The 21,337-nt window shown below is 54.5% G+C and carries 20 protein-coding genes and 1 pseudogene; 12 read left to right on the top strand and 9 right to left on the bottom strand.

Annotated elements, in window-relative coordinates:
* The first annotated feature begins 397 nt into the window (after positions 1-397).
* Positions 398-574 carry a hypothetical protein gene (locus tag FE240_RS14790; protein WP_193001975.1) on the top strand — a complete coding sequence of 59 codons (177 nt, stop codon included), beginning with the start codon at positions 398-400 and terminating at the stop codon, positions 572-574.
* A 343-nt stretch (positions 575-917) separates the two neighbouring features.
* Here the strand turns inward: FE240_RS14790 and FE240_RS14785 are convergent, their stop codons facing one another.
* Positions 918-1,862 carry a D-2-hydroxyacid dehydrogenase gene (locus tag FE240_RS14785; protein WP_193001973.1) on the bottom strand — a complete coding sequence of 315 codons (945 nt, stop codon included), beginning with the start codon at positions 1,860-1,862 and terminating at the stop codon, positions 918-920.
* Positions 1,863-2,008: 146 nt separating this feature from the next.
* On the opposite strand from FE240_RS14785, the gene FE240_RS14780 reads away from it, so the two are divergent.
* The gene (locus tag FE240_RS14780) at positions 2,009-2,590 is read left to right on the top strand and encodes a YjaG family protein (protein WP_042048923.1); all 582 of its coding nucleotides are present in this window, start codon (positions 2,009-2,011) and stop codon (positions 2,588-2,590) included.
* Between the two features lie 53 nt (positions 2,591-2,643).
* Here FE240_RS14780 and FE240_RS14775 read toward each other — a convergent pair whose 3' ends face one another.
* Positions 2,644-3,123: a MarR family winged helix-turn-helix transcriptional regulator gene (locus FE240_RS14775; protein WP_042048922.1), complete on the bottom strand. Its 480-nt coding sequence runs from the start codon at positions 3,121-3,123 to the stop codon at positions 2,644-2,646.
* 151 nt (positions 3,124-3,274) lie between these two features.
* Here FE240_RS14775 and FE240_RS14770 point away from each other — a divergent pair, with 151 nt between their 5' ends.
* Both FE240_RS14770 and FE240_RS14765 read left to right on the top strand, forming a co-directional pair.
* Positions 3,275-3,802, top strand: a complete 528-nt coding sequence (locus tag FE240_RS14770; RefSeq protein ID WP_042048920.1) for a hypothetical protein — start codon at positions 3,275-3,277, stop codon at positions 3,800-3,802.
* A gap of 9 nt (positions 3,803-3,811) precedes the next feature.
* Positions 3,812-5,410: a BCCT family transporter gene (locus tag FE240_RS14765; RefSeq protein ID WP_042048918.1), complete on the top strand. Its 1,599-nt coding sequence runs from the start codon at positions 3,812-3,814 to the stop codon at positions 5,408-5,410.
* A 64-nt stretch (positions 5,411-5,474) separates the two neighbouring features.
* Here the strand turns inward: FE240_RS14765 and mutS are convergent, their stop codons facing one another.
* Positions 5,475-8,030 carry a DNA mismatch repair protein MutS gene (gene mutS, locus FE240_RS14760; RefSeq protein ID WP_193001971.1) on the bottom strand — a complete coding sequence of 852 codons (2,556 nt, stop codon included), beginning with the start codon at positions 8,028-8,030 and terminating at the stop codon, positions 5,475-5,477.
* A gap of 202 nt (positions 8,031-8,232) precedes the next feature.
* Here mutS and FE240_RS14755 point away from each other — a divergent pair, with 202 nt between their 5' ends.
* Positions 8,233-9,522: a tyrosine-type recombinase/integrase gene (locus FE240_RS14755; RefSeq protein WP_226798840.1), complete on the top strand. Its 1,290-nt coding sequence runs from the start codon at positions 8,233-8,235 to the stop codon at positions 9,520-9,522.
* Positions 9,523-9,622: 100 nt separating this feature from the next.
* Here FE240_RS14755 and FE240_RS14750 read toward each other — a convergent pair whose 3' ends face one another.
* Positions 9,623-10,588 carry a hypothetical protein gene (locus FE240_RS14750; RefSeq protein WP_193001969.1) on the bottom strand — a complete coding sequence of 322 codons (966 nt, stop codon included), beginning with the start codon at positions 10,586-10,588 and terminating at the stop codon, positions 9,623-9,625.
* Positions 10,589-10,918: 330 nt separating this feature from the next.
* Between FE240_RS14750 and FE240_RS14745 the strand changes: the two genes are divergently transcribed.
* The 7 genes from FE240_RS14745 to FE240_RS14715 all read left to right on the top strand — a co-directional run bounded on the left by FE240_RS14745 (position 10,919) and on the right by FE240_RS14715 (position 18,373).
* Complete coding sequence (locus FE240_RS14745) at positions 10,919-11,098, top strand: helix-turn-helix transcriptional regulator (protein ID WP_052816108.1); 180 nt, start codon at positions 10,919-10,921, stop codon at positions 11,096-11,098.
* A 438-nt stretch (positions 11,099-11,536) separates the two neighbouring features.
* Positions 11,537-12,226, top strand: coding sequence for an inovirus Gp2 family protein (locus FE240_RS14740; protein ID WP_193001968.1), 690 nt, complete (start codon positions 11,537-11,539; stop codon positions 12,224-12,226).
* Positions 12,227-12,389: 163 nt separating this feature from the next.
* Positions 12,390-12,791 carry an H-NS family histone-like protein gene (locus FE240_RS14735; protein WP_193001966.1) on the top strand — a complete coding sequence of 134 codons (402 nt, stop codon included), beginning with the start codon at positions 12,390-12,392 and terminating at the stop codon, positions 12,789-12,791.
* Between the two features lie 623 nt (positions 12,792-13,414).
* The gene (locus FE240_RS14730; protein ID WP_193001042.1) at positions 13,415-14,332 is read left to right on the top strand and encodes an IS5 family transposase; all 918 of its coding nucleotides are present in this window, start codon (positions 13,415-13,417) and stop codon (positions 14,330-14,332) included.
* Positions 14,333-14,948: 616 nt separating this feature from the next.
* Positions 14,949-15,800: a type 2 periplasmic-binding domain-containing protein gene (locus FE240_RS14725; protein ID WP_193001964.1), complete on the top strand. Its 852-nt coding sequence runs from the start codon at positions 14,949-14,951 to the stop codon at positions 15,798-15,800.
* On the top strand, positions 15,800-17,281 hold the full coding sequence (locus FE240_RS14720; protein ID WP_193001962.1) for a methyl-accepting chemotaxis protein: 1,482 nt from the start codon (positions 15,800-15,802) through the stop codon (positions 17,279-17,281). The genes FE240_RS14725 and FE240_RS14720 overlap by 1 nt, the downstream gene beginning before the upstream one ends.
* A 111-nt stretch (positions 17,282-17,392) precedes the next feature.
* Positions 17,393-18,373 carry an IS5-like element IS5 family transposase gene (locus FE240_RS14715; protein WP_026141915.1) on the top strand — a complete coding sequence of 327 codons (981 nt, stop codon included), beginning with the start codon at positions 17,393-17,395 and terminating at the stop codon, positions 18,371-18,373.
* A 108-nt stretch (positions 18,374-18,481) separates the two neighbouring features.
* On the opposite strand, the pseudogene FE240_RS14710 reads toward FE240_RS14715, so the two are convergent.
* The 5 genes and pseudogenes from FE240_RS14710 to FE240_RS14690 all read right to left on the bottom strand — a co-directional run bounded on the left by FE240_RS14710 (position 18,482) and on the right by FE240_RS14690 (position 21,303).
* Positions 18,482-19,462 (bottom strand): annotated as a pseudogene (locus FE240_RS14710) (IS110 family transposase).
* Between the two features lie 167 nt (positions 19,463-19,629).
* The gene (locus tag FE240_RS14705; RefSeq protein WP_193004604.1) at positions 19,630-19,851 is read right to left on the bottom strand and encodes a hypothetical protein; all 222 of its coding nucleotides are present in this window, start codon (positions 19,849-19,851) and stop codon (positions 19,630-19,632) included.
* Positions 19,852-19,910: 59 nt separating this feature from the next.
* Positions 19,911-20,336, bottom strand: coding sequence for a DUF2787 family protein (locus tag FE240_RS14700; RefSeq protein WP_193001960.1), 426 nt, complete (start codon positions 20,334-20,336; stop codon positions 19,911-19,913).
* Positions 20,337-20,361: 25 nt separating this feature from the next.
* The gene (locus FE240_RS14695) at positions 20,362-20,706 is read right to left on the bottom strand and encodes a YkvA family protein (protein ID WP_193001958.1); all 345 of its coding nucleotides are present in this window, start codon (positions 20,704-20,706) and stop codon (positions 20,362-20,364) included.
* Between the two features lie 261 nt (positions 20,707-20,967).
* Complete coding sequence (locus FE240_RS14690) at positions 20,968-21,303, bottom strand: hypothetical protein (RefSeq protein ID WP_193001956.1); 336 nt, start codon at positions 21,301-21,303, stop codon at positions 20,968-20,970.
* Positions 21,304-21,337 lie beyond the last annotated feature (34 nt).

The raw sequence follows: 21,337 nt of genomic DNA, 5'->3' as shown, positions 1-21,337 counted from the left end.
GAGATATGATTAACCGCATAAATGTGGCTCGAATGGCGTCACTCAAAAGATCGGGGCTCGGAGCATCCGTGATCTCCTTCAAGCCGACATGACAGGTGAATTACGTCATCTGATGCCCCATCTGTCTTATTGCTACATGCTTCGGCTCTTTCTGTTCGCTGGTTCGTTGGATTAAGGGCTGACATTGATGAGACGGGTAACGGGTGACAGGTGACAGGGAGTCACTTGTGCATGCCACTGACTTTCTTATGTTGAGTTGCTGTGTACTCTGACCACGCAGCGCGCTGCGATGGGCATAGCCAACGCCGTCAATAAAGGTTAGAGTAGAAAGGTTTTATTTTGACCATGCTTGGGCATGAAGGGAGACATTCAGACCATCTGCGATAAGGAGATAAATATGGAACAGTATCAATCCTGGCTAGGTGACTATCTACTGAGCCGGCGCGATGAAGATCATGCCATGGCAGCGGATCTGGCGCGGGATATCTGTGAATTCTGGGCCGAGAAGGGCAATCAGGAAGAGCATGACAAGTGGCGTGGTCGCTACCGTCAGCATTTGGCTCAAGCGGTTTAAATCGGGAAATGTAGCGGGGCCATTGGCCCCGTTCCTTTGTCTAAACGCAACCCATTATTTAAAAATTAAACTTATTTTTAATTAGTTCAGAAATCAAAATACCCTCTCTGCCTCTCTGCCTCTCTGCCTCTCTGCCTCTCTGCCTCTCTGCCTCTCTGCCTCTCTGCCCTTCTCAGCGATACCGTTAACGCGGTTTGCCTACCCCCTTTCGCTCTCTGTCCAACTTAGGTGGTAGCCCGTGCGCGCCCGCCAGGCCTGCGCAGGAAGAAGTGGCTCAGCGAAGGATGGGAGCACAGGTTGTACCAAGCTGGACGCATCCTGATACAACCTGTGAAGGTGAGGCTTAATAGCCCTTATCGAAGTCAATCTTGCCGTCCATCGGCTGTCCATCGATGAAGCGGATGTAGTTGCGAATGAAGATCTGGGCGACGTCTTCGGGAAAGCTGTAGGCGCTGTTGTGGGGGGTAATGGTCAGGTTGGGCTGGCCCCACAGGGGGGAGTCGGCCGGCAGGGGCTCTTGCTCGAACACGTCGAGCACGGCGAAGCCGAGCTTGCCGGTGCGAAGGGCCGTGAGCAGCGCAGTGCTATCCACTGCCGAGCCGCGCCCCACGTTGAAGAAGATGGCGCTTGGCTTGCAGTAACTGAAGCGCTCGGCGTTGAAGAGATGGCGTGTCTCTCGGGTGGAGGGGAGCACGCTGACGATCACATCGGCCTGGGGCAGCACCTTGTTGAGTGCCGGCACCTGGTAAACCTGGGTAAACCCTGGGCGCTCACGACCGCTGCGGCTCACACCGAGCACCTGCATGCCGAAGTGATGGCCGGTCTGAGCGATGTGCTGGCCTATGCTGCCGGTGCCGAGAATTAGCAGGGTCTTGCCCCGCAAGCTTTCGTAGGGGCGGCTTTGCCACACCTTCTGGCGCTGCTGCTCACGGTAGTGGACGATCTGGCGGGTCAGGGCCAGCAGGTGGCCGAAAACATATTCACTCATCAGGGGGCCGAAGATGCCGCGCACATTGGTGAGCTGGTAATCACGGCGCTCGCCAGGGCCAAGCAGAATATCGACGCCAGCATAGGTCGATTGCAGCCAGACCAGCTTGCTAGCCTGTGCCAGCAGTGGCCTGGCTCGGGCCGGCTCGGCCATCAGGATATGGGCCTCCCCAATCTTGGCCTTGGCTTCGGCCTCGCTATCGGCGCGCAGGATCCGCAGGTGGGGAAGGTGGGCCGCCTTGAGCAGGCGTTCGTAGTGGGCGTTATCCTGGCTGAGCAGGAGCAGGGTACGTTGGCTCATTATTCTGTCCTTGTTGTCGAGCTGGCGCCTATGTCCTTCATCTTACCCCACATTTTTTGCCAAGATAGCCGACCAGCCGCATTTCATTTCTCGCCACCCCGGCCATTGGGATACAATCGGCCGCAACTGACTGAGAGGAGTCCCCCGTGTTCGGTGACAAGTTCTACAAGCGGCTGCGAGAGCTGCAACCCTGGCAACAGACTGTTTTTGCCCTGGCCTTGGCCGAGCGCATGTACCCTAACTACGCCCTGTTTGCCCAGGCATCCGGCTTTGGCAGCGCGATGGCCTTTCGCCAGACGCTGGATCAGATGTGGGAATATCTCACGGTTAAGGGCTCGCGCGTCAACCTGAGCGCCCTGCTCGAAGAGTTCGAGAGCCAGATCCCGGACCCGACCCGCTTTGACAGCTATGGCGCCTACCCGGCGCTGGATGCCTGTGTTGCGCTGGGTTGTGCCTATAACTCGGTGATCTGCCGGGTGGGCGAGGAGTCTGAGGAGGCGAGCCATGCCTCTATCGGCTGTGTGGCCGGCTTCATTGAGATGCTGGAAGGGCGCGAGATGGAAGACGACGAGCTCTATGAACACGAGGTGTTCGAAAATGAGCTGGAGTTCCAGGTTGAGCTGCAAAAGCGGGTCGCCTTCGAGCGTGACAGCGACAGCATCCTCGCCATCAAGGCGTTTGCGGCGCAGGGTGGGGTCTCCAATATCGGCATCTCCCTCGAGGATTAATGCCGAGACATAAAAAAAGCTCCCGAAAGGGAGCTTTTTTTATGTCTGTGGGTTCATGCCTTCTCTTCGGTCAGCGGGCGTACGCTGAGCACGGGCGCGGCATCGATGGCGTTGGCGTTCATCATGCTCGAGATGCGCTGCACCGAGGAGAGCAGCAGGCTCTGCTCCCACTCTTCCAATGCCTGGAAGCGCAGGATAAAGCTCTCTTGCAGCGGGGTTGGCGCATCGGCCAGCAGCTCGCGGCCCGCCTCGGTGAGGCTGGCATGAACCTTACGCTTGTCGCTCTCGCTGCGCACCCGGATCACCAGCCCCCGTGACTCCAGCCGATCCATGATGGTGGTGGCGGTGGCCTGGCTCATGTTGGTGTGATCGGCCAGCTGGCGCATCGAGGCGTTGCCAAGATCATTCATTCCTTTGAGCAGCAACAGTTGTGGCGCCGTCAGTCCCGCCTCCTTGATCAAGCGCTTGGAGTGCAGGTCGATAGCACGAATGATCTGTCGCAGTGCGACCAGTAGCTCGTCATGTTTGTTCACGGTGTCATTGTCCGCCTCAAGAGATGCCACATTTTCCCTTTTGCTGTCGGAAGGGTCAATATGATTCAACATCAAAAGTTTTATGCTCTAATGAATTTATGATAAATTAGCCCCCTTTTGACTCATAAATAGAGCCTAGAGGAGGTCAATCATGAGCGAGACCCTCGACATCAAGTCACTGGTTGACGCACTAAAAGTAGTCCGTGTGCGTTATGAACTTCCTGATACTGCTGCATTTGTTCGCTATCAACCCGCTTACGATGAAGACCCGAACAATCTTAAGGTTCACCACTACGATGGGGAGTTGCCGCTCTCATACAGTGAGACAGGTGCTTTCAGTTTAAAGGAACTGGTGAATGAACTGCGCTACTCCTATGTGCTGGTGCATCTTTTCCCCGATGAAAGTGCCATGAACTTCTATCTCTCTGGTCTCGACAATGGCCTGGCCCAGCTCGAGTTCATCGGTGGCAGCTACGACTTCAATCGCCTCTGGATCACCAGCGGGGTTTCCAATGTCGGCGTCCCCATGGCGATCTTCCTCGGCAAGCGGCCGGCGGTGAACGGACAGGCTTCGGTGACCCTGGTGGATCATCGGGAATATCCGGTGGGCCAGCTGGTCTATCGCGCCATCGGCGGTGCCGGTGAGCACGTTGGCGAAGAGTTTTTCAACCAGAACTAAGGAGGCCCGATGCGAGCAACGCATGGTTTTTTTAAGGGGCTCAACCCCACTATGGCCGTCACGGCCCTGACCGTAGTCACCCTGTTTCTGCTGCTTGGGGTGTTTGATCCCAAGGAGGCCGGCATCTGGTTTACCGGCGCCAAAGACACCATCATCGCCGCCTTCAAGTGGTATTACATCCTGGTGGTCGCCCTGTTTCTGTTCTTCGCCATCTATCTGATGTTCAGCCGTTTTGGCAGCATCAAGCTGGGTGACGACGATCAGGAACCGGATTTTGGCTACTTCTCCTGGTTCGCCATGCTGTTTAGTGCCGGCATGGGGATCGGGCTGGTGTTCTGGAGCATTGCCGAACCCATCTATCACTTGCAGTCCAACCCCTTCATCACCGAGGGGATGACCCCCGAGGCCGCCCAGGTGGCGATGCGCCTCACCTTCTTCCACTGGGGTCTGCATCCGTGGGCCATCTATGTGATCGTCGGCCTATCGCTGGCGTTTTTCAGCTATCGGCGCAAGCTGCCGCTGGCCATTCGCTCCGTGCTCTATCCCATTCTCGGCGAGCGGATCTACGGCTTCTGGGGTCACGCCGCCGACGTGCTGGCGGTGTTTGGTACCGTGTTTGGTGTGGCCACCTCACTTGGGCTCGGGGTCGCCCAGATGAACACCGGCCTCAACCAGATGTTGGGGCTCGAGGTCTCCCAGACCAACCAGTTGTGGCTCATCGGCATCATCAGCGTCATCGCCACCCTGTCGGCGGTCTCCGGGGTGGGGCGCGGGGTGAAGATCCTCTCCGAGCTCAACGTCTGGCTCAGCATCTTCATCCTGCTGCTGTTTCTGGCAATGGGGCCGACCACCTACATCCTCAACGGGTATGTGCAGAACATCGGCGACTACCTGCAAAATATCATTCGCCTGAGCTTTTGGACTAACACCGAGGCTAACGGCACCTCGGCCTGGCAGTCGAGCTGGACCGCCTTCTACTGGGGTTGGTGGATTGCCTGGGCGCCGTTTGTCGGCATGTTTATCGCCCGCATCTCCAAAGGGCGCACCATCCGTGAATTTGTGCTCGGGGTGCTGCTGGTGCCCTCCCTGCTCGGCATGCTGTGGCTGACTGTGTTTGGCGGCAGTGCCATGAACCTCGAGCTGTTTGGCGCAGGCGGCGTGGTGGCTGCGGTCAATGAGGACGTCACCCTGGCGCTTTACAAAACGGTTGAGCTGATGGATTGGGGCGCCATTGGGCTGATTGCCAAGGGGGTGCTGACCCTGCTCATCTGCACCTACTTCATCACCTCCAGCGATTCGGGCACCCTGGTCATCACCACTCTGCTCTCGATCGGGGATCAGGAGCCGCCGGTGCTGCACCGCGCCGTCTGGGGACTGGGCCAGGGTCTGGTGGCGGCCATCTTGCTGCTCTCGGGCGGGCTGGCCGCGTTGCAGGCCGCCAGCATCATAGCGGCGCTGCCCTTCTCGGTGATCATGCTGGCCATGTGCTACTCACTGATGCTCGGCCTCAAGCGTGAAAGCCAGCGCCAGCTGGAGTATCACCAGAACCTCAAGCGTCAGGGTGGGGTACCCCACCTCAATCTGGTGGATCGTATCGGCCCGGCCTAAGGGCATCGCCCGCCACAACAAAAAGGGGAACCGTGAGGTTCCCCTTTTTTTATCCTTGGCCTGGTTACAGCAGTTGCTTGAGGCGATAGAGCAGATCGAGTGCCTGACGCGGGCTCAGCTCGTCGGGTTTGATCCCGGCCAGCTCTTCCACCACGGGGTGGGGCAGGGGGGCTGGTTGCGGGCGCGGCGCCGCATTGGCCGCAGGCTTGCTGTGATCGCCGCTCTCCAGCTCGGCCAGCTTGTGGCGGGCCTGATGGATGACGCTTTTCGGCACCCCGGCCAGCGCCGCCACTTGCAGGCCGTAGGAGCGGCTGGCCGCCCCCTCCTGCACCGCATGCATAAAGGCGATGGTGTCGCCGTGCTCGACTGCATCCAGATGAACGTTGGCCAGCCCTTCCAGCAGCTCTGGCAAGCGGGTCATCTCGAAGTAGTGGGTGGCAAACAGGGTGTAGGCGCCAATCTTGCTCGCCAGCTGCTCGGCGCAGGCCCAGGCCAGTGACAGCCCGTCATAGGTGCTGGTGCCGCGGCCGATCTCGTCCATCAGCACCAGGCTCTGGGCGGTGGCGTTGTTGAGGATGTTGGCGGTCTCGGTCATCTCCACCATAAAGGTGGAGCGGCCGGAGGCCAGATCATCCGACGCCCCGATGCGGGTAAAGATGCGATCGATGGGGCCGATCACCGCCCGCTCGGCTGGCACGAAGGCGCCGATGTGGGCCAGCAGCACGATGAGCGCGCTCTGGCGCATGTAGGTGGACTTACCGCCCATGTTGGGGCCGGTGATGATCAGCATGTGGCGGGCCCGGCTGAGGCTGATCGGGTTGGCAATGAAGGGATCGGTCATCACCTGCTCGACCACAGGATGGCGGCCGGCCTCGATCTCGATGCGATCCTCATTCACCAGCTCGGGGCAGCAGTAGTTCAGGGTCTCGGCGCGTTCGGCCAGGTTGCCGAGCACGTCCAGCTCGGCCAGGGCGGCGGCGGACTCCTGCAATGGGGCCAGGTGCGGCAGCAGGGCGTCGAGCAACTCCTCATAGAGGCGTTTTTCCAGCGCCAGCGCCTGGGCCTGGGCGGTGAGCACCTTGTCCTCGTACTTTTTCAGCTCATCGATGATGTAGCGCTCATTGTTCTTGAGGGTCTGGCGGCGGATGTAGTGGGCCGGCACCAGATGGCTGTTGGCGCGGCTCACCTCGATATAAAAACCGTGCACCTTGTTGTAGCCCACCTTGAGGGTGTTGATGCCGGTCAGCAGTCGCTCGCGCTCCTCGATGCGGGCCAGGCTGGCGGTGGCGCCGTTGGCCAGATCCCGCAGCTCGTCCAGCTCGGTGTTGAACCCTTCACGGATGACGCCGCCATCGCGGATCAGCACCGGCGGCACCTCCATCACGGCGCGCTCCAGCAGATCCAGCAGCTCGGGGAAGGTGCTGGCCCGCTCGCGCAGCTGCTGCACCGCCTCGTGCTCGCTGCCCGCCAACAGGCGCTGTAGCTCCGGCAACTGGGCAAAGGCCTGCCGCAGACGAGTCAGGTCGCGCGGGCGGGCCGAGCGCAGGGCCAGGCGCGCCAGCACCCGCTCCACGTCGCCGACCTGGCGCAGCAAACTGCCCAGCTCGTCGTAGAGGTTCTGCTCGATAAGCTCCTTGATGGTGCTCTGGCGCCCTTTGAGGATCACCCGATCGCGGATCGGCTGGTGGATCCAGCGCTTAAGCAGCCGGCTGCCCATGGGGGTGGCGGTGCTGTCGAGCACGGCGGAGAGGGTGTTGTCGTGACCGCCGGCCAGATTCTGGGTCAGCTCTAGGTTGCGGCGGGTGGCGGCGTCCATGATGACCGCGTGATCGGGCTGCTCGAGGCGAACGCCGCGGATATGGGGCAGGGCGGTGCGCTGGGTGTCTTTCACGTACTGCATCAGGCAGCCGGCGGCGCACAGGGCGGTCTCGCTCTGCTCGACGCCAAAGCCCACCAGATCCTGGGTGCCGAACTGCTGGCAGAGCAGCTTGCGGGCGGTGCCCAGCTCAAACTCCCACTCCGGGCGGCGGCGCAGGCCGCGGCGACCCTCGACATGGTGCAGGAAGGCGAACGATTCGGGATAGAGCAGCTCCGCCGGATTGGTGCGTTGCAGCTCGGCCAGCAGGGTCTCTTCTTTCTCGAACTGGTTGATGAAGAAGCGGCCGGAGCCGATGTCCATGGTGCCGTAACCGAAGCGGCGGCCATCGTGATAGACGGCGGCGATCAGGTTGTCCTGACGTTCGGTGAGCAGCGCCTCGTCGGAGACGGTGCCCGGCGTGATGATGCGAATGACCTTGCGCTCCACCGGCCCCTTGCTGGTGGCCGGGTCCCCCACTTGCTCGCAGATGGCGGCAGACTCGCCAAGCTGCACCAGCTTGGCCAGATAGCCCTCGATGGCGTGATAGGGCACGCCGGCCATGGGGATCGGGCTGCCGGCCGACTGGCCGCGTTTGGTCAGGGAGATGTCGAGCAGTTGGGAGGCCTTGCGGGCGTCGTCGTAGAACAGCTCATAGAAGTCGCCCATGCGGTAGAACAGCAGGATCTCCGGGTTCTCCGCCTTGAGCGTCAGGTACTGCTGCATCATAGGTGTGTGTTGCTGTAGATTTTCTATTGTTATCAATGTCTGTTCGCCGTTAAGTTGCTGATTTTGAATAGTGAGACCTTGTTCGATAAGGCTCAGGCAGGTTCATTTAGTCTCATTTCGACTCACTAAACCTTACCTTAAAGCGTAGGTTGAAGCGTAGGTTTGTGTGATAATGATGCTGCTCAAAAGGAAAACCTACGCTTTGGCGCTTATAGCAAAAAGATATGGAAGGATGTAAATGATGGCTGCGCTCCAGAATAGCAAACCGCTTTCTTACAAGGCAATTGAGACGATGAAGCCAGGAGACAAAGATAAAGTCGACATCGGTGATTATCGGGGATTGCGAGTAGTGTGCGGGAAAACGGGGAAGAAAAGTTTTTACTACCGCTACAACGACCCATTAAATCCGCGTAAGCAAAAGCAAGTCACATTAGGTGTTTTTCCTGCGATGTCCTTGGAGGAGGCAAGGACAAAGCTCAAGGAATTGAAGCTCATGAGGCATCAAGGTGTCTGTCCTGCAACAGAGCTGAGTGCAGTTAAAATCAAGCGCGAGCAGGAAGTAGATGTCGTTGCGCCGTTTACCATCTCAGACATGATTGAGCTCTATCTGACTGAACACATCGAAGATCGCCACGCTAAGGAGGGGGGGATTTTATCTGGAGCTCGCAAACCCAAAGGTCAAGCTGAAACACGAAGGACACTCTATAACGACCCTGTGCGAGTATTTGGGGATAGGTTAGCTACGGAGGTGTCATCCCATGACATCGTAGGTTTGGTCATGGAGATCGTTGCGCGGGGAGCGAATGTTCAAGCGGGTAGTGTTTTGCGTGAGTTGTCGGCTGCTTTCGACTATGCAATTGGGACGGGAAAACTGGATGAAACCTTTGTTAACCCAGTCATGAACGCAAAGAAAAGATTAAAATTAGCGAAGGTGCGTTTAACATGCCAGAAAGGGACTCGAATTCTTAGTGATGAAGAACTGAGAAAATTTCTCATCTGGTTACCAAGTTCAGGATTTTCTATTCCTCAGAAAAATGTGCTCAGAATGACACTATGGACTGGGTGTCGTACTGGAGAAATTTGCAGTGCTTACTGGCGGGACATTGATCTACATAATGGAACATTCCATTTAAAAGAAACTAAGACGGATACCGAGCGGTATGTTCAGCTGCCAACACAAGCTATCGATTTTCTTCATTCACTGAGGTTAATAACCGGGGATTGTTTATTTCCGTCGTTTTTGACTAAAAAACCAATACAGCAAAAGTTGTTGACTGAGACCGCATGGCGACTACGTAAAGATAATGCAATGATTGATATCCCCTCGTGGACACCACATGATCTTAGGCGCACTGTGAGAACAGGGCTTGCAAAGTTGAAATGCCCAAGTGATATCGCAGAGGCAATACTAGGCCATGCTCCAAAGGGCATAGAAGGAACATATAACCTCCATAGATACAACGATGAATGTAAAGAGTGGTTGCAAAAATGGGCTGATCACTTGGATAGATTAATGGCCCCAATATAAGTGACATTCATGTCAACTTAATGACATTTGTTGTGACGTCCTTAAGTTAAAAAGCAGCTAGGAAACATTTAGTTGTTTCCTGGCTATTTAATTGTGAAATTCAAATTCTCGCTATTTTCTCATACTCAGCTCTGATAAGTGCTTCAACGATTGTGTTCTTATTTTCATTTTGAGCCAAACTGAGCTTGTCAAGAATATCGCCAATATCTTTGCTCATATTAATGCTGTATTGCTTTTTATTTGAGTTTTTGTCTCGATATGCTTTTTGACTCCACGCTTTCTTCATGTTGGAAACCAAAAGCTTATACTGGTACACATTAATAAAGCTTAAGACGTCAAAAAATGAAATCAGGTCATCCCTTTGCATAGATGAGCCATTTATAACAAGGGGGATATAGTTCGAATTATTGTGTTCCAGGTAGTTGCATAACCACACCACTTTTTCTTTATAGTCCTTTTCAAACCAAAGTAAGATTTCATTGTTTTTCATTGCAGATTCGGCGTGTTTAAGTATGTTTTGTACCAACCCCTCCTTTTCAATTTTATTGCAAGGAATTCTATTGATGGTGGAAATTATATCTTTTTTCGTGATATTTCCACTTCGTATGGCATCGATTTTGGCACAGGTTTTTAAATTGTCTGTCAATATTGCTGGGTGAGGAATGAAGTTGTAGGTTTTACCTAGCAGTGGACCGTCGTTTTCTTTTACATATATGTGACTCATTAGCCTCCATATGAAGAATTTAAGTCTGGTATTATCTTCATGCAGCCACTTATAGTATTCCTCGGTAAGGCAATTAAGCGCAAATTTATCTGCTAAAGCATCAATGAATCTTTCAAGTCCAAAGTTTCTGTTATCTCTCGGGTTGTGCTCACGCATAAAGTGTTGAGCTCTAGGTGTCGTGCAGGCATCTTTTAATGATTTCTCCAGTAAATCGCGATGAGGTGTGCTCATTACTTTTGAATTGTTAATTTCACCCGTTCTATACCAGAGATAATCAACAAATATTTTGTCGTCCAACTTTTTTAAAACACTTACATCAATACCATTATCGTAAATTGCCATGTCGTTCGACACCCATGATTCTACTATGTAGTGTTATGTGTACCACTCCTGTTGTGTTTTTGTCGAGATGTAGTCGCGTTTAGCGTGTGGTTTTCAGTCATGTTTTTCATGCTGAGTACCCTAGTGTATTGGCTTCTTGCTAGCGGATGTGTTCATGTTACAAAGGGTCTTCTTATCTGTCACGTGTCGCTGAGCTGTTAGGAGGGGGTATCGTCAGTGTCAAGTGGGGCATCATGCTCATTGCCATCTCAGGCATGGGGCATGCCTGGCAACATCATGTAAATGATTACATTGCTGGTCTAGCTATGAACCAATAGCCGGATTAAGAACATGAAACTAATAAAGCTTAAAGAAGTTGTTGAGATGACAACCTTATCCAAAGCAACCATTTATCGGTTAATGAAGAACGGGAAGTTTCCTTGTGCCATTCATTTGGGGGCTAAGGCTGTCGCTTGGAAGCTGAGTGAGATAATTGAATGGATTGAGCTCAAAGCATCAGCGAGGAGTTAAGGCTAAGTTCAGAGTGATGTGTGGCCTTTATGCATCAATGAATGATGGAGATTGTTGAATGTCTTATCTGTGTTCTCGGTGATTTATTTCAATCACCGAGTTCGGTAATAGTATTACATAAGTAACCAAGTGTTAGAGGTGAGGGGGAGGAAGAAATAAGAAGTAATGTGTTAGAGGTAATGAGTTTACATTAAGAAGTAAGATGAGAGTATTCATCTAAAGCATCAGATACCAATATCCAATCAGTGAAACTTGTGCGATAGACACAAGCCATTCAGTGTATCTGTAAAGTTGAGTCTATGATAACTCACGAGAACCACTGCTCGATGATAAATATTAACATAACCCTTCCAATTAATGAGTGGAATGACACTCAAGGATTTTAATGTCAGTAGCATGCAATTAGCGTGGGGAAATCCCACGCTTAAAGGAGAGGTTATGAATATCAGTAGTGGGTGTCGTGTAGTTCCCGATGATATCGGAAGCTTGCTTGCGGAGGCTGAGAAAATGTATGGTGAGATTTCAAGTGAGCAGTTTAATCTCGCTGTGGGCGTGGTGACTGACTTTCTGAGCAAATACCCTCGAGTTTGTGCGATGCGTATTGATTTGCACTTTCCTCAGATGACGTTGGCTGATGACCCTGATGTACCGACTTGTTTTCCGAGAACAGAACCTAAAGCGATTACTCGCTTCTTTGAATCGCTTAAAAGTCAGTTGTTGGCAGTCCATCGCAGTAAAGGTAAGCCTGGGAGTCCAGACCCTTTTGGTTATATCTGGGTAAAGGAGCAGGTTGCAAGCGCCTCTCCTCATTATCACGTAGTCTTACTTTTCAATAAAGACGTCTATGCTTACCTAGGTAACTACGCCGATTTTGAAGCGGTTAATATGGCTATGAGAATACGGAAGGCGTGGTGTAGTGCATTGAAGCTTTCGTTCCCTGATTACGCTCATGTAGTGCACTTCCCTGAGAATGGCGTATATTGGCTTGAACGCCACTCCGCGACAATGAACCGCGTAGCGTATCGTGGATTCTTGTTGAGGATTGCGTATCTCTTTAAATTGCATTCTAAAGTGCCAGGAGGGCGTAATTTGGGTCGTAGCTTGCCAATAGGCAAGTCAGGTATTTAATCCGCCAATCTAAAATGAGGGGCTGTAGGCAAGCCCCTGTTATGTGATAGAGCATTGAATGCTTTGCAACTTGAATTTTGTCGTTGCTATAATGCACCGCTTGAGCATGTCTTTTACCACCAGTGTTCTGTGGCGAATGCCAATATTCCATCAGGGATTATCTATGAATGAATTTTTGAAAGTGCTGTTGAACGTCCGTAGTCTGCGCGCAGCAATGCGCGAGTTGTCTCTGGAGCAAGTGAAAGAAGCTCACGAAAAAATCGAAGCGATTTATCTGGAGCGTTTGGAGCTGGCTGAAAAAGAGCAAGCAGCAAATGCTGAGCGCCAACAAAAGCTGGCAGAGTTCCAGGAAATGTTGGCTCAAGCTGGCATTGACCCGACAGAGTTGGTTGGTAGCACTCCGGTCGCTGCGAATGCAGCCAAAGCTAAACGAGCACCACGTCCTCCGAAATACCGTTACGTTGAAAATGGCGTCGAGAAAACCTGGACCGGTCAGGGCCGTACCCCCAAGTTCCTGGCTGAGCAACTCGAGCAAGGTCGTCAGCTGGATGACTTCCTCATCTAAATTGACAAGGCCATGCCCTCATAGTGTGGCCTTCCTGTTTAGACTCGTTCTATGACCCTAATTGATGACAATCCTCCTGCCATATTCCGATGCCAACCATAAAAGACACCGAACAGGCTCGCCTCGAGAGTGACATGATGCTACATGAAGCCATCAAGCAGTGGCGTCCAGACCGCCCTCGGCGCTGGTTAGCCAAATATGGCAATTGGCCTGCCGAGGGGCGCAGTCCGCTAGCTGAGAGATACAGGGCGATACGGCGCGAGGCAGAATGTCTATTGGTTCGCTCTCGGGTTGAGTGAGGCATCCTGATTTTCACAGACAGTCCCGGTTGTTACGATGAGACAACCGTGGGTATTGAATGAAATTGAGAGAACAGTATTCACCAGAGTTTCGGGCAGATGCAGTTCGACTGGTATTGGAGGAAGGCCTTAGCCAAGCTGAAGCGAGCTATTTGCAAATCTGGTGTATGGAGTAGGTCAGGCGGCATTCCTGTCTGGCTCATCCAGCACCTGTACTCCGTCCTTGAATTTCACGTGGCGTTGTTTCCCAAATCGATGCAGTTTGAATGGAACTAACTGAGGACGCGGTGATCTGATCACCACCATCCCCTTCAAATCTGCATCATGGGCACATCGCTTCACCCCATCACCAACTGGCCTCAATACAACAGGTCTCTGATTAACCGTGGCTCTCTCACCTTCTGGGTTGATGCCGCCGCCATGAACAACTGGTTCCACCACGACCATCACGGGCGACGGGGACGCAGCCTGCTCTACACCGACCAGACCATCTGCACTTTCCTGATGCTCAAGGGGATTTTCAGCCTCACTCTTCGCGCAACTCAGGGGTTACTCGACTCCCTGTTCGAGCTGATGAACGTACCGCTTTGTGCCCCCGATTACAGCTGTGTCAGCAAGCGGGCCAGCACGGTCACAGTGGCCTATCGGAAGCCCTCCAAGGGGCGTATCACCGACCTGGTTATCGACTCGACCGGCCTGAAGGTGTTTGGTGAAGGCGAGTGGAAAGTCAGAAAACACGGCGCCGATAAACGGCGAGTGTGGCGCAAGCTGCATCTGGCGGTAGACCCGGTAACCCACGATATCGTGGCAGCAGAAGTATCATTGGAAAATGTCCATGATGCCGAGGTGCTGCCGACCTTACTCAATCCACTGCGGCGCAAGCTGGGACATGTTTATGCGGATGGCGCCTATGACAGCAAAGCCAGCCATCAGCGGATAGCGCATAAAGGGGCGACAGCTTGTATTCCACCTCGCAAGAACGCGGGGTTATGGAAAATAGGACACCCAAGGAATGAGGCGGTGCTGGTGATGCGAAAGAACGGGCTGGCGCACTGGAAGAAGATATCGGGATACCACCGCCGCTCACTGGCAGAAACAGCAATGTATCGGTTCAAGCAGTTGCTGGCGGGGAAACTCAGTCTGCGAAAATACAACGGTCAGGTAGGGGAAGTGATGGCGTATGTGAGCGCGATAAACAAACTGAACACCCTGGGTCTGCCTGTCAGACAGCCCCGAGTGTAGCGGTCACCAGGGGCTGGGGAAGTCATGACTTGCTGGCTGATTTAGGCAACAACGCCCCTATCATGCGCCCAGAGTAGGGAGTAACGGGGAATGGGCTATTTGTGACCAGAAAATTTGTCAATGCGATCAAATTAGTACGGCATCTACTGTGTGAACACTGTGGTACAACGGTGGTAACAGTGTGGCAGGTTTGTGGTCATAGAGTGTTGGGATTGTGGCAAGGATGGTGGTGATAATGTGGTTACAGGTTGGCTGCATTGTGGCAGCAGTGTGGCATTGTGCTCTCGTCAATTCCGAAAACAAGCTGCGGAATTAATCCCTTTCAGGTGCCATACCCTTAATGGCAGAGCGGCACGCGTCACTATCAGGGCGTTTGACATTGCATCCGGAACCTATTTTGCGCACAATGCGCATAAAATATGCTTCTTTGTTAATGTAACACGCTAATAGTGGCAAAGGTGGCTATCTTCACCAATCATCTATAGCGAACCAATCTCATCGCTGCGCACGCAGCAGATATGGGTGCTGATGCATATCGCCCCTTGTCACCATGATGCAGTTGAAATTAATTCATGCTGATAACGCTGAAATATTTCCCGACAGGATAGAGAAAAAAATGACGCGATTGATAACGATGCTGGCGCTGGTGTTTGTTGCATCCGTTGCCTCGGCCACCCCCCTGAAACTGCCCTATCTGCCCAATCCGGAGGAAAATTACGAACTGGGCCTGCTCAAACTCGCACTCTCCTATAGCGAGGAGCCCTACCAGTTCAGCTTTGCCGCCGAGGAGCAGAACGACGAGAGCCGTATCGCCGAGATTGAGCGCGGCGGCCTGGATCTGTTCTGGGCGGCGACCAACCAGGATCTGGAGCGCCGTCTCTTGCCGGTGCGCATCCCCTTGTACAAGGGGCTGCTGGGCCACCGCCTGCTGGTGATCCGCCAGCAGGATGCGGCCCGCTTTGCCCCGATCCGCACCCTGGATGAGCTGGCCAGACTCAAGGCCGGTCAAGGCCGCTTCTGGACCGACACCCGCATCCTCAGGGAGGCCGGGCTCAATGTGGTGACGGCGGTCAAGACCGCCAGCCTCTACCCCATGCTGGATGGCGGCCGCTTTGACTACTATCCGCGCGGCGCCGGCGAGGCATTGCGCGAGCTTGACGAGCAGCGAGGCTTCCCCCTGATGGTGGAACCTCACCTGCTGCTGATCTACAAGATGCCGCTCTACTTCTTTGTCAGCCAGCACAATGCTCAGCTGGCGCAGCGCATCGAGCAGGGGCTGGAGCAGGCCATCGCCGATGGCAGCTTCGATCGCTACTTTTATGCCCATCCTGCCATCAAGGCGGTGCTGCAAGGTTCCAACATGAAACAGCGCACCGCCATCTATCTGGATAACCCGGATCTGCCGGCAAGCACGCCGCTGCAGCGCGCCGAACTCTGGTTTGATTACACCCGTGAGGTAACTGAGTAATGCCAAAAACTCTTAATAGCAAGATCGTCTGCCTGCTGCTGGTGGCGGGCCTGCTGGGCACCCTGCTGGGCCTGACCGGTGGGCGTTGGGTGCTGGCGCGCCATCTACAGGCAGAATTTTCTGCCCAGACCGCCGCACTGGGCGAGTTGGCCCAGGTGGCACTGGATGAGCCTGTTTTTACCTATGACTATGAACAGGGCAAGAAGCTGGCCGAGGCACTGGTAAGCCAGCCGCAGATCGCCAGCATCCGCATCACAGACCACAGGGGCAAGTTGCTGGCCGAGGCGCAGCGCCCCGCCACCGGCGACTTGCTGGCGGCCCAGGCCGATATCCACCATGGCGAGAACGTCACGGGGCGGATGGAAATCCAGTACGACACAGGCCCGGTTGCCGCCAGCCTGGGGGCCCTGATGCAGGTGCTGATCGGCCTGATAGTGCTGCTGCTGGCCGGTATCTCGGCGCTGATTTTCATCGCCATGAAGCGCATCGTGGTCACACCGCTCAATGCCGCGACCCGCTTGCTGGAGCAGATGGCCAGTGGCCGTGGCGACCTGACCCAGCGTCTGCCCACCGGGCGTGACGACGAGCTGGGCCGTCTGGCCAAGGCATTCAATGCGGTGATGGTGACCCTGGCCGAGCTGGTTTCCGGGCTGACCCAGATCGGGCGCCAGGTCAACAGCTCCACCGACCGACTGGAGCAGGTGGCCGCCCAGACCCACGAGCATATCGAGCAGCAACAGCAGGAGATCGAACAGGTCGCCACGGCGCTGCACGAGATGTCGATGACCGCCAACGAGGTGGCCCAGCATGCCGAAACCACGGCCGAGGCCACCCACGAAGCGAATCGCTTTGCCAGCGAGGGCTATGCCCGAGTCCAGGAAAACTTCTCACTGATCGCCGCGCTGCGCACCGACATGGATGGTTCCGCCAGCCAGTTGCAGACGCTGCGCGAGACCTCCGCCGAAATCGGCAACATAGTGGTGGTGATCCAGAGCATCGCCGAGCAGACCAACCTGCTGGCACTCAATGCCGCCATCGAGGCGGCGCGGGCCGGTGAGCAGGGCCGCGGCTTTGCGGTGGTAGCAGACGAGGTGCGGGCGCTGGCCAGCAAGACCCAGCAGAGCACCAAGGAGATAGAGGTGATCATCCATCAGCTGCAACAGGCCTCCGATGTCGCCTACGACGGCATGCAGAAGAACCAGCAGGCGGTGCAGCACGCAAATGACATCGCCGCCTCGCTGCAGGAGGTGCTGCAGGGCATCGAATCACGCATCGGCAGTGTCAATGCCATGAATGCCCAGGTGGCGACCGCCGCCCATGAGCAGAGCTCGGTAGCTGAAGAGATCAGCCGCAACGTGGAGTCGGTCAAGGGGCTGTCGGTGCGCCTGGGCGAACTGGGGCAGGGCGTGACCGAACAGGCGCAGCAGGTTCGCCGTCAGAACCAGACCCTCAACGGTGAATTGGCCCAGTTCACACTGTAATTTGCCCCGCTAACGGCGCCCGGCCTGGGCGCCGTTTTTCTAGGGAAGGTGCGAGCAAGTCCCTGATATGAGATCATGTTTGTCATCTGGAGCCATGGAACAGGGTTCATCATGAGTCATCAACTTACCTTCGCCGACAGTGAATTCAGCAGTAAGCGCCGTCAGACCAGAAAAGAGATTTTCTTGTCCCGCATGGAGCAGATTCTGCCATGGCAAAACATGGTGGAAGTCATCGAGCCGTTTTACCCCAAGGCTGGTAATGGTCGGCGACCTTATCCGCTGGAAACCATGTTACGCATTCACTGCATGCAGCATTGGTACAACCTGAGCGATGGCGCGATGGAAGATGCTCTGTACGAAATCGCCTCCATGCGTCTGTTTGCCCGGTTATCCCTGGATAGCGCCTTGCCGGACCGCACCACCATCATGAATTTCCGCCACCTGCTGGAGCAGCATCAACTGGCCCGCCAATTGTTCAAGACCATCAATCGCTGGCTGGCCGAAGCAGGCGTCATGATGACTCAAGGCACCTTGGTCGATGCCACCATCATTGAGGCACCCAGCTCGACCAAGAACAAAGAGCAGCAACGCGATCCGCAGATGCATCAGACCAAGAAAGGCAATCAGTGGCACTTTGGCATGAAGGCCCACATTGGTGTCGATGCCAAGAGTGGCCTGACCCACAGCCTAGTCACCACCGCGGCCAACGAGCATGACCTCAATCAGCTGGGTAATCTGCTGCATGGAGAGGAGCAATTTGTCTCAGCCGATGCCGGCTACCAAGGGGCGCCACAGCGCGAGGAGCTGGCCGAGGTGGATGTGGACTGGCTGATCGCCGAGCGCCCCGGCAAGGTAAGAACCTTGAAACAGCATCCACGCAAGAACAAAACGGCCATCAACATCGAATACATGAAAGCCAGCATCCGGGCCAAGGTGGAGCACCCATTTCGCATCATCAAGCGACAGTTCGGCTTCGTGAAAGCCAGATACAAGGGGTTGCTGAAAAACGATAACCAACTGGCGATGTTATTCACGCTGGCCAACCTGTTTCGGGCGGACCAAATGATACGTCAGTGGGAGAGATCTCACTAAAAACTGGGGATAACGCCTTAAATGGCGAAGAAACGGTCTAAATAGGCTGATTCAAGGCATTTACGGGAGAAAAAATCGGCTCAAACATGAAGAAATGAAATGACTGAGTCAGCCGAGAAGAATTTCCCCGCTTATTCGCACCTTCCCTAGTGCACAAGCCACAACATTCGAATGTCGCCGAGTCAACATAGACCTGACCCAATCAGCCAATCGTCCCGTTTGCCGCTCTAGCCGTTGCATATAGGCTCGTGCACATTACACCAACAATCGTCTAAGATTTTTGTCGCCACGCTTGCTGATACCCTTCAGGTTTGCCCGGCCCCCAGTACTGTACTGGCGTGGCACCAATCCGACTGACGCCGCGAAATCACGACAACATCGATAGTGTTTTCCGTCACCGAGCTCGGCGGCCAACACGCTGGCAGTGATCGGGCCGACACCAGGGATTGTCATCAGACGCTGACCAAGATCGTCATCGCCAAGCTGGCTGGCCAGTTCCTTGTCGATCTCGGCAATTTGCTGCTCCAGATACTTGAAATGGGCATGCAGCCTCTCCAACATGGTAATCAGTCGCGCTGGTAACTCGTGTTCAGCCATCACAGAAGGCAGGCGCTTGATGGCGGCATGACCGACGGGCAGACTGATGCCAAATTCGAGTAAAAAGCCGTGTATCTGGTTCGATGCCTTAACCCGATCGCGCACAAACGATTCGCGCACACGATGCAGTGCTCCCAACGTTTGCTGGCTTTCGGTCTTGGGCGTTACAAACCGCATGGAGGGACGGCAGGCGGCCTCGCAAATAGCTTCAGCATCGATGAAGTCGTTCTTGTTGCTCTTGACGAATGGGCGCACGAATTGAGGCGAAATGAGCTTACTCTCATGCCCAAATTCAGCCAGCCGACGAGCCATGTAATGGGCTCCGGCACATGCCTCCATGACGATGGTGCATACAGGAAAAGTTGCGAGGGATTCGATGAGCTTTGTCCGGTTGAACTTCTTGCGAAGAAGAGCCTTGCCGAACCGGTCTTGACAGTGAATGTGAAAAGAGTGTTTACCGAGATCAATACCAATAAGCGCAACGTTTTCCATGATGGCCTCTCCTGAAAGAAAAACACCCTGTCAGCGTACCGCTCACAGGGTGGGGGTGACCATCTCATTAGACCCCAGCAGAGCTAGGCATACCGGGGTCAAAGAGGTTGAGATGATGTTGGCTTACGTTGGGGGCTGTCGGTTGTGCAGTTGACGATGCTGGTGGCTCATGTCGTGGTAGCTGGCTCACTCGCCACCGGTACCAGCGGTTCGGGGACCAGCACGACAAGTGGGATAGCCAGCGCAATACTCAGCCGCTCCGCCAGTTGGTAGGCGGGGCCTATGGTGTCGTAGTCAGCTACCCAGGTGGCCAGAGCCAGTCCGCTAGCCTCTATCGCTCGCAGATAGATGCTGTAACCCTGTACGGTTAGGCCGCTGTCACGCACCACCTGCGTCTCACCCTCCCGATTGATGGAACGGCTATCGGTTGTTTGGGCATCAGTACTCCTCAGTCACCACTGACGGTGACAGTGAAATACCCCATTTGGACATAGGTGAGAAAATTACTCTGCCACAAGCTGAATAACTCATGGGCCTCCGCGCGTTGCATCGGACCCCAGCCTTGCAGATAGTGCTCATCATCCAGGAAGTTGAAGTCGAGTTCCTTGCAGAGTTCGGTATCCTGGCCCAGTCCCTGGTAGCTGAAGTCAGTGACGTAATCGAACAGCCAGCCATCAAGACCGCATATCAGGCGTACCTCGACCGGGTGAGCCCCTCCTTGCTCAGGGCTATAGGTGGGACTGCGAAAGTTGAAGGTGAGCTGGGTCAGACGTTCCAGGTCAAGTGTCGTATTAGCGAGCGCCTGATGCAGCTGTGTCAGGAGCGCTGGGGTGACGGGCAGGGCAAAGCCGTCCCGGCAGAAGGGAATGGTCATATGTGTCTCCAGAGGTAAGAGGAAATCAGGCGTTGCCGAATAGCTCGGCCAGCTTGTGGGCAACGAGCTGGCGTACCTGCTCGTCGATAAAGGTGCTGACCGTGGCCAATGTGGCGCTTAGCACCGCCAAGTCATCGGTGAGTCCAAGTGGTAGCACGTCCGGTATGGCATCGATGGGGGAGACAAAGTAGAGCAAGGCACTATAGATGAGCAGCTTGGTCCAGACCGGCAAGTCTTCCTTTTTGCTGGTGTAGTAGAGTAACAAACAGACTTCGATAAGAGGTCGTCCAACGCGTTTGGCAAACGCCCTGAGCTTGCGCCAAAAACCATCATGGTCAAATGGTTTATCAGGGGTGATTGAAGGTGGCATAAAAACCTCCTTGGTGGATACCTAGATGGTTAGGTGGCTAGATGTAAAGTCATGTAGATGGCTTTGTTTTTTGGGGCATGAAAAAGGAGGCAAATGCCTCCTCGCGAATTACGGTGGTTGCAGGGTGGGGCTTGCGGTGTGTATTTACCCCAGTTTCGAAATCACCGGTCGTATTGCCGAAATGGCTGACCGATTTCCCGAAATACACAGACCTCAGTTCTCATTTGGTCGATATTGCAGTCCCCTGATACCCTTCAGTGATTATTTTTTGTAAAGCACGCTGATTGATTTATCGACAATATGCTTCACGATTTCATAATCGGGGTTATATGTCACAAGGTTGTGCGCGGCTATGCCGACCGCATAGGCTAGACCTGCTACCCCGGTAGCCCCACCAATAAATGTGGCTCCGGCAGCAGCTATCCGACCTCGGGTGTAGATCCGACACTTCATCCCCGCAGATTCAATACTCTTCTCAAGGATCCTTATCGTGCTCCCCATATTTCCGGAAACGTCCGTTATTTCAAAGGAGCGTCGTGAGTGGATAAGCTCACTTATTCTATCTGTACGAAATTCATTATATTGAACGATTTCCATGCAAATGTTACTCCTCTCTTCGTTTTATAAAATC

This window comes from Aeromonas simiae (assembly GCF_014892695.1).
Lineage (GTDB): Bacteria > Pseudomonadota > Gammaproteobacteria > Enterobacterales > Aeromonadaceae > Aeromonas > Aeromonas simiae.
The sequence above is the reverse complement of the archived record's forward strand: the minus strand, read 5'-3'. Positions and strand labels throughout refer to the sequence as shown.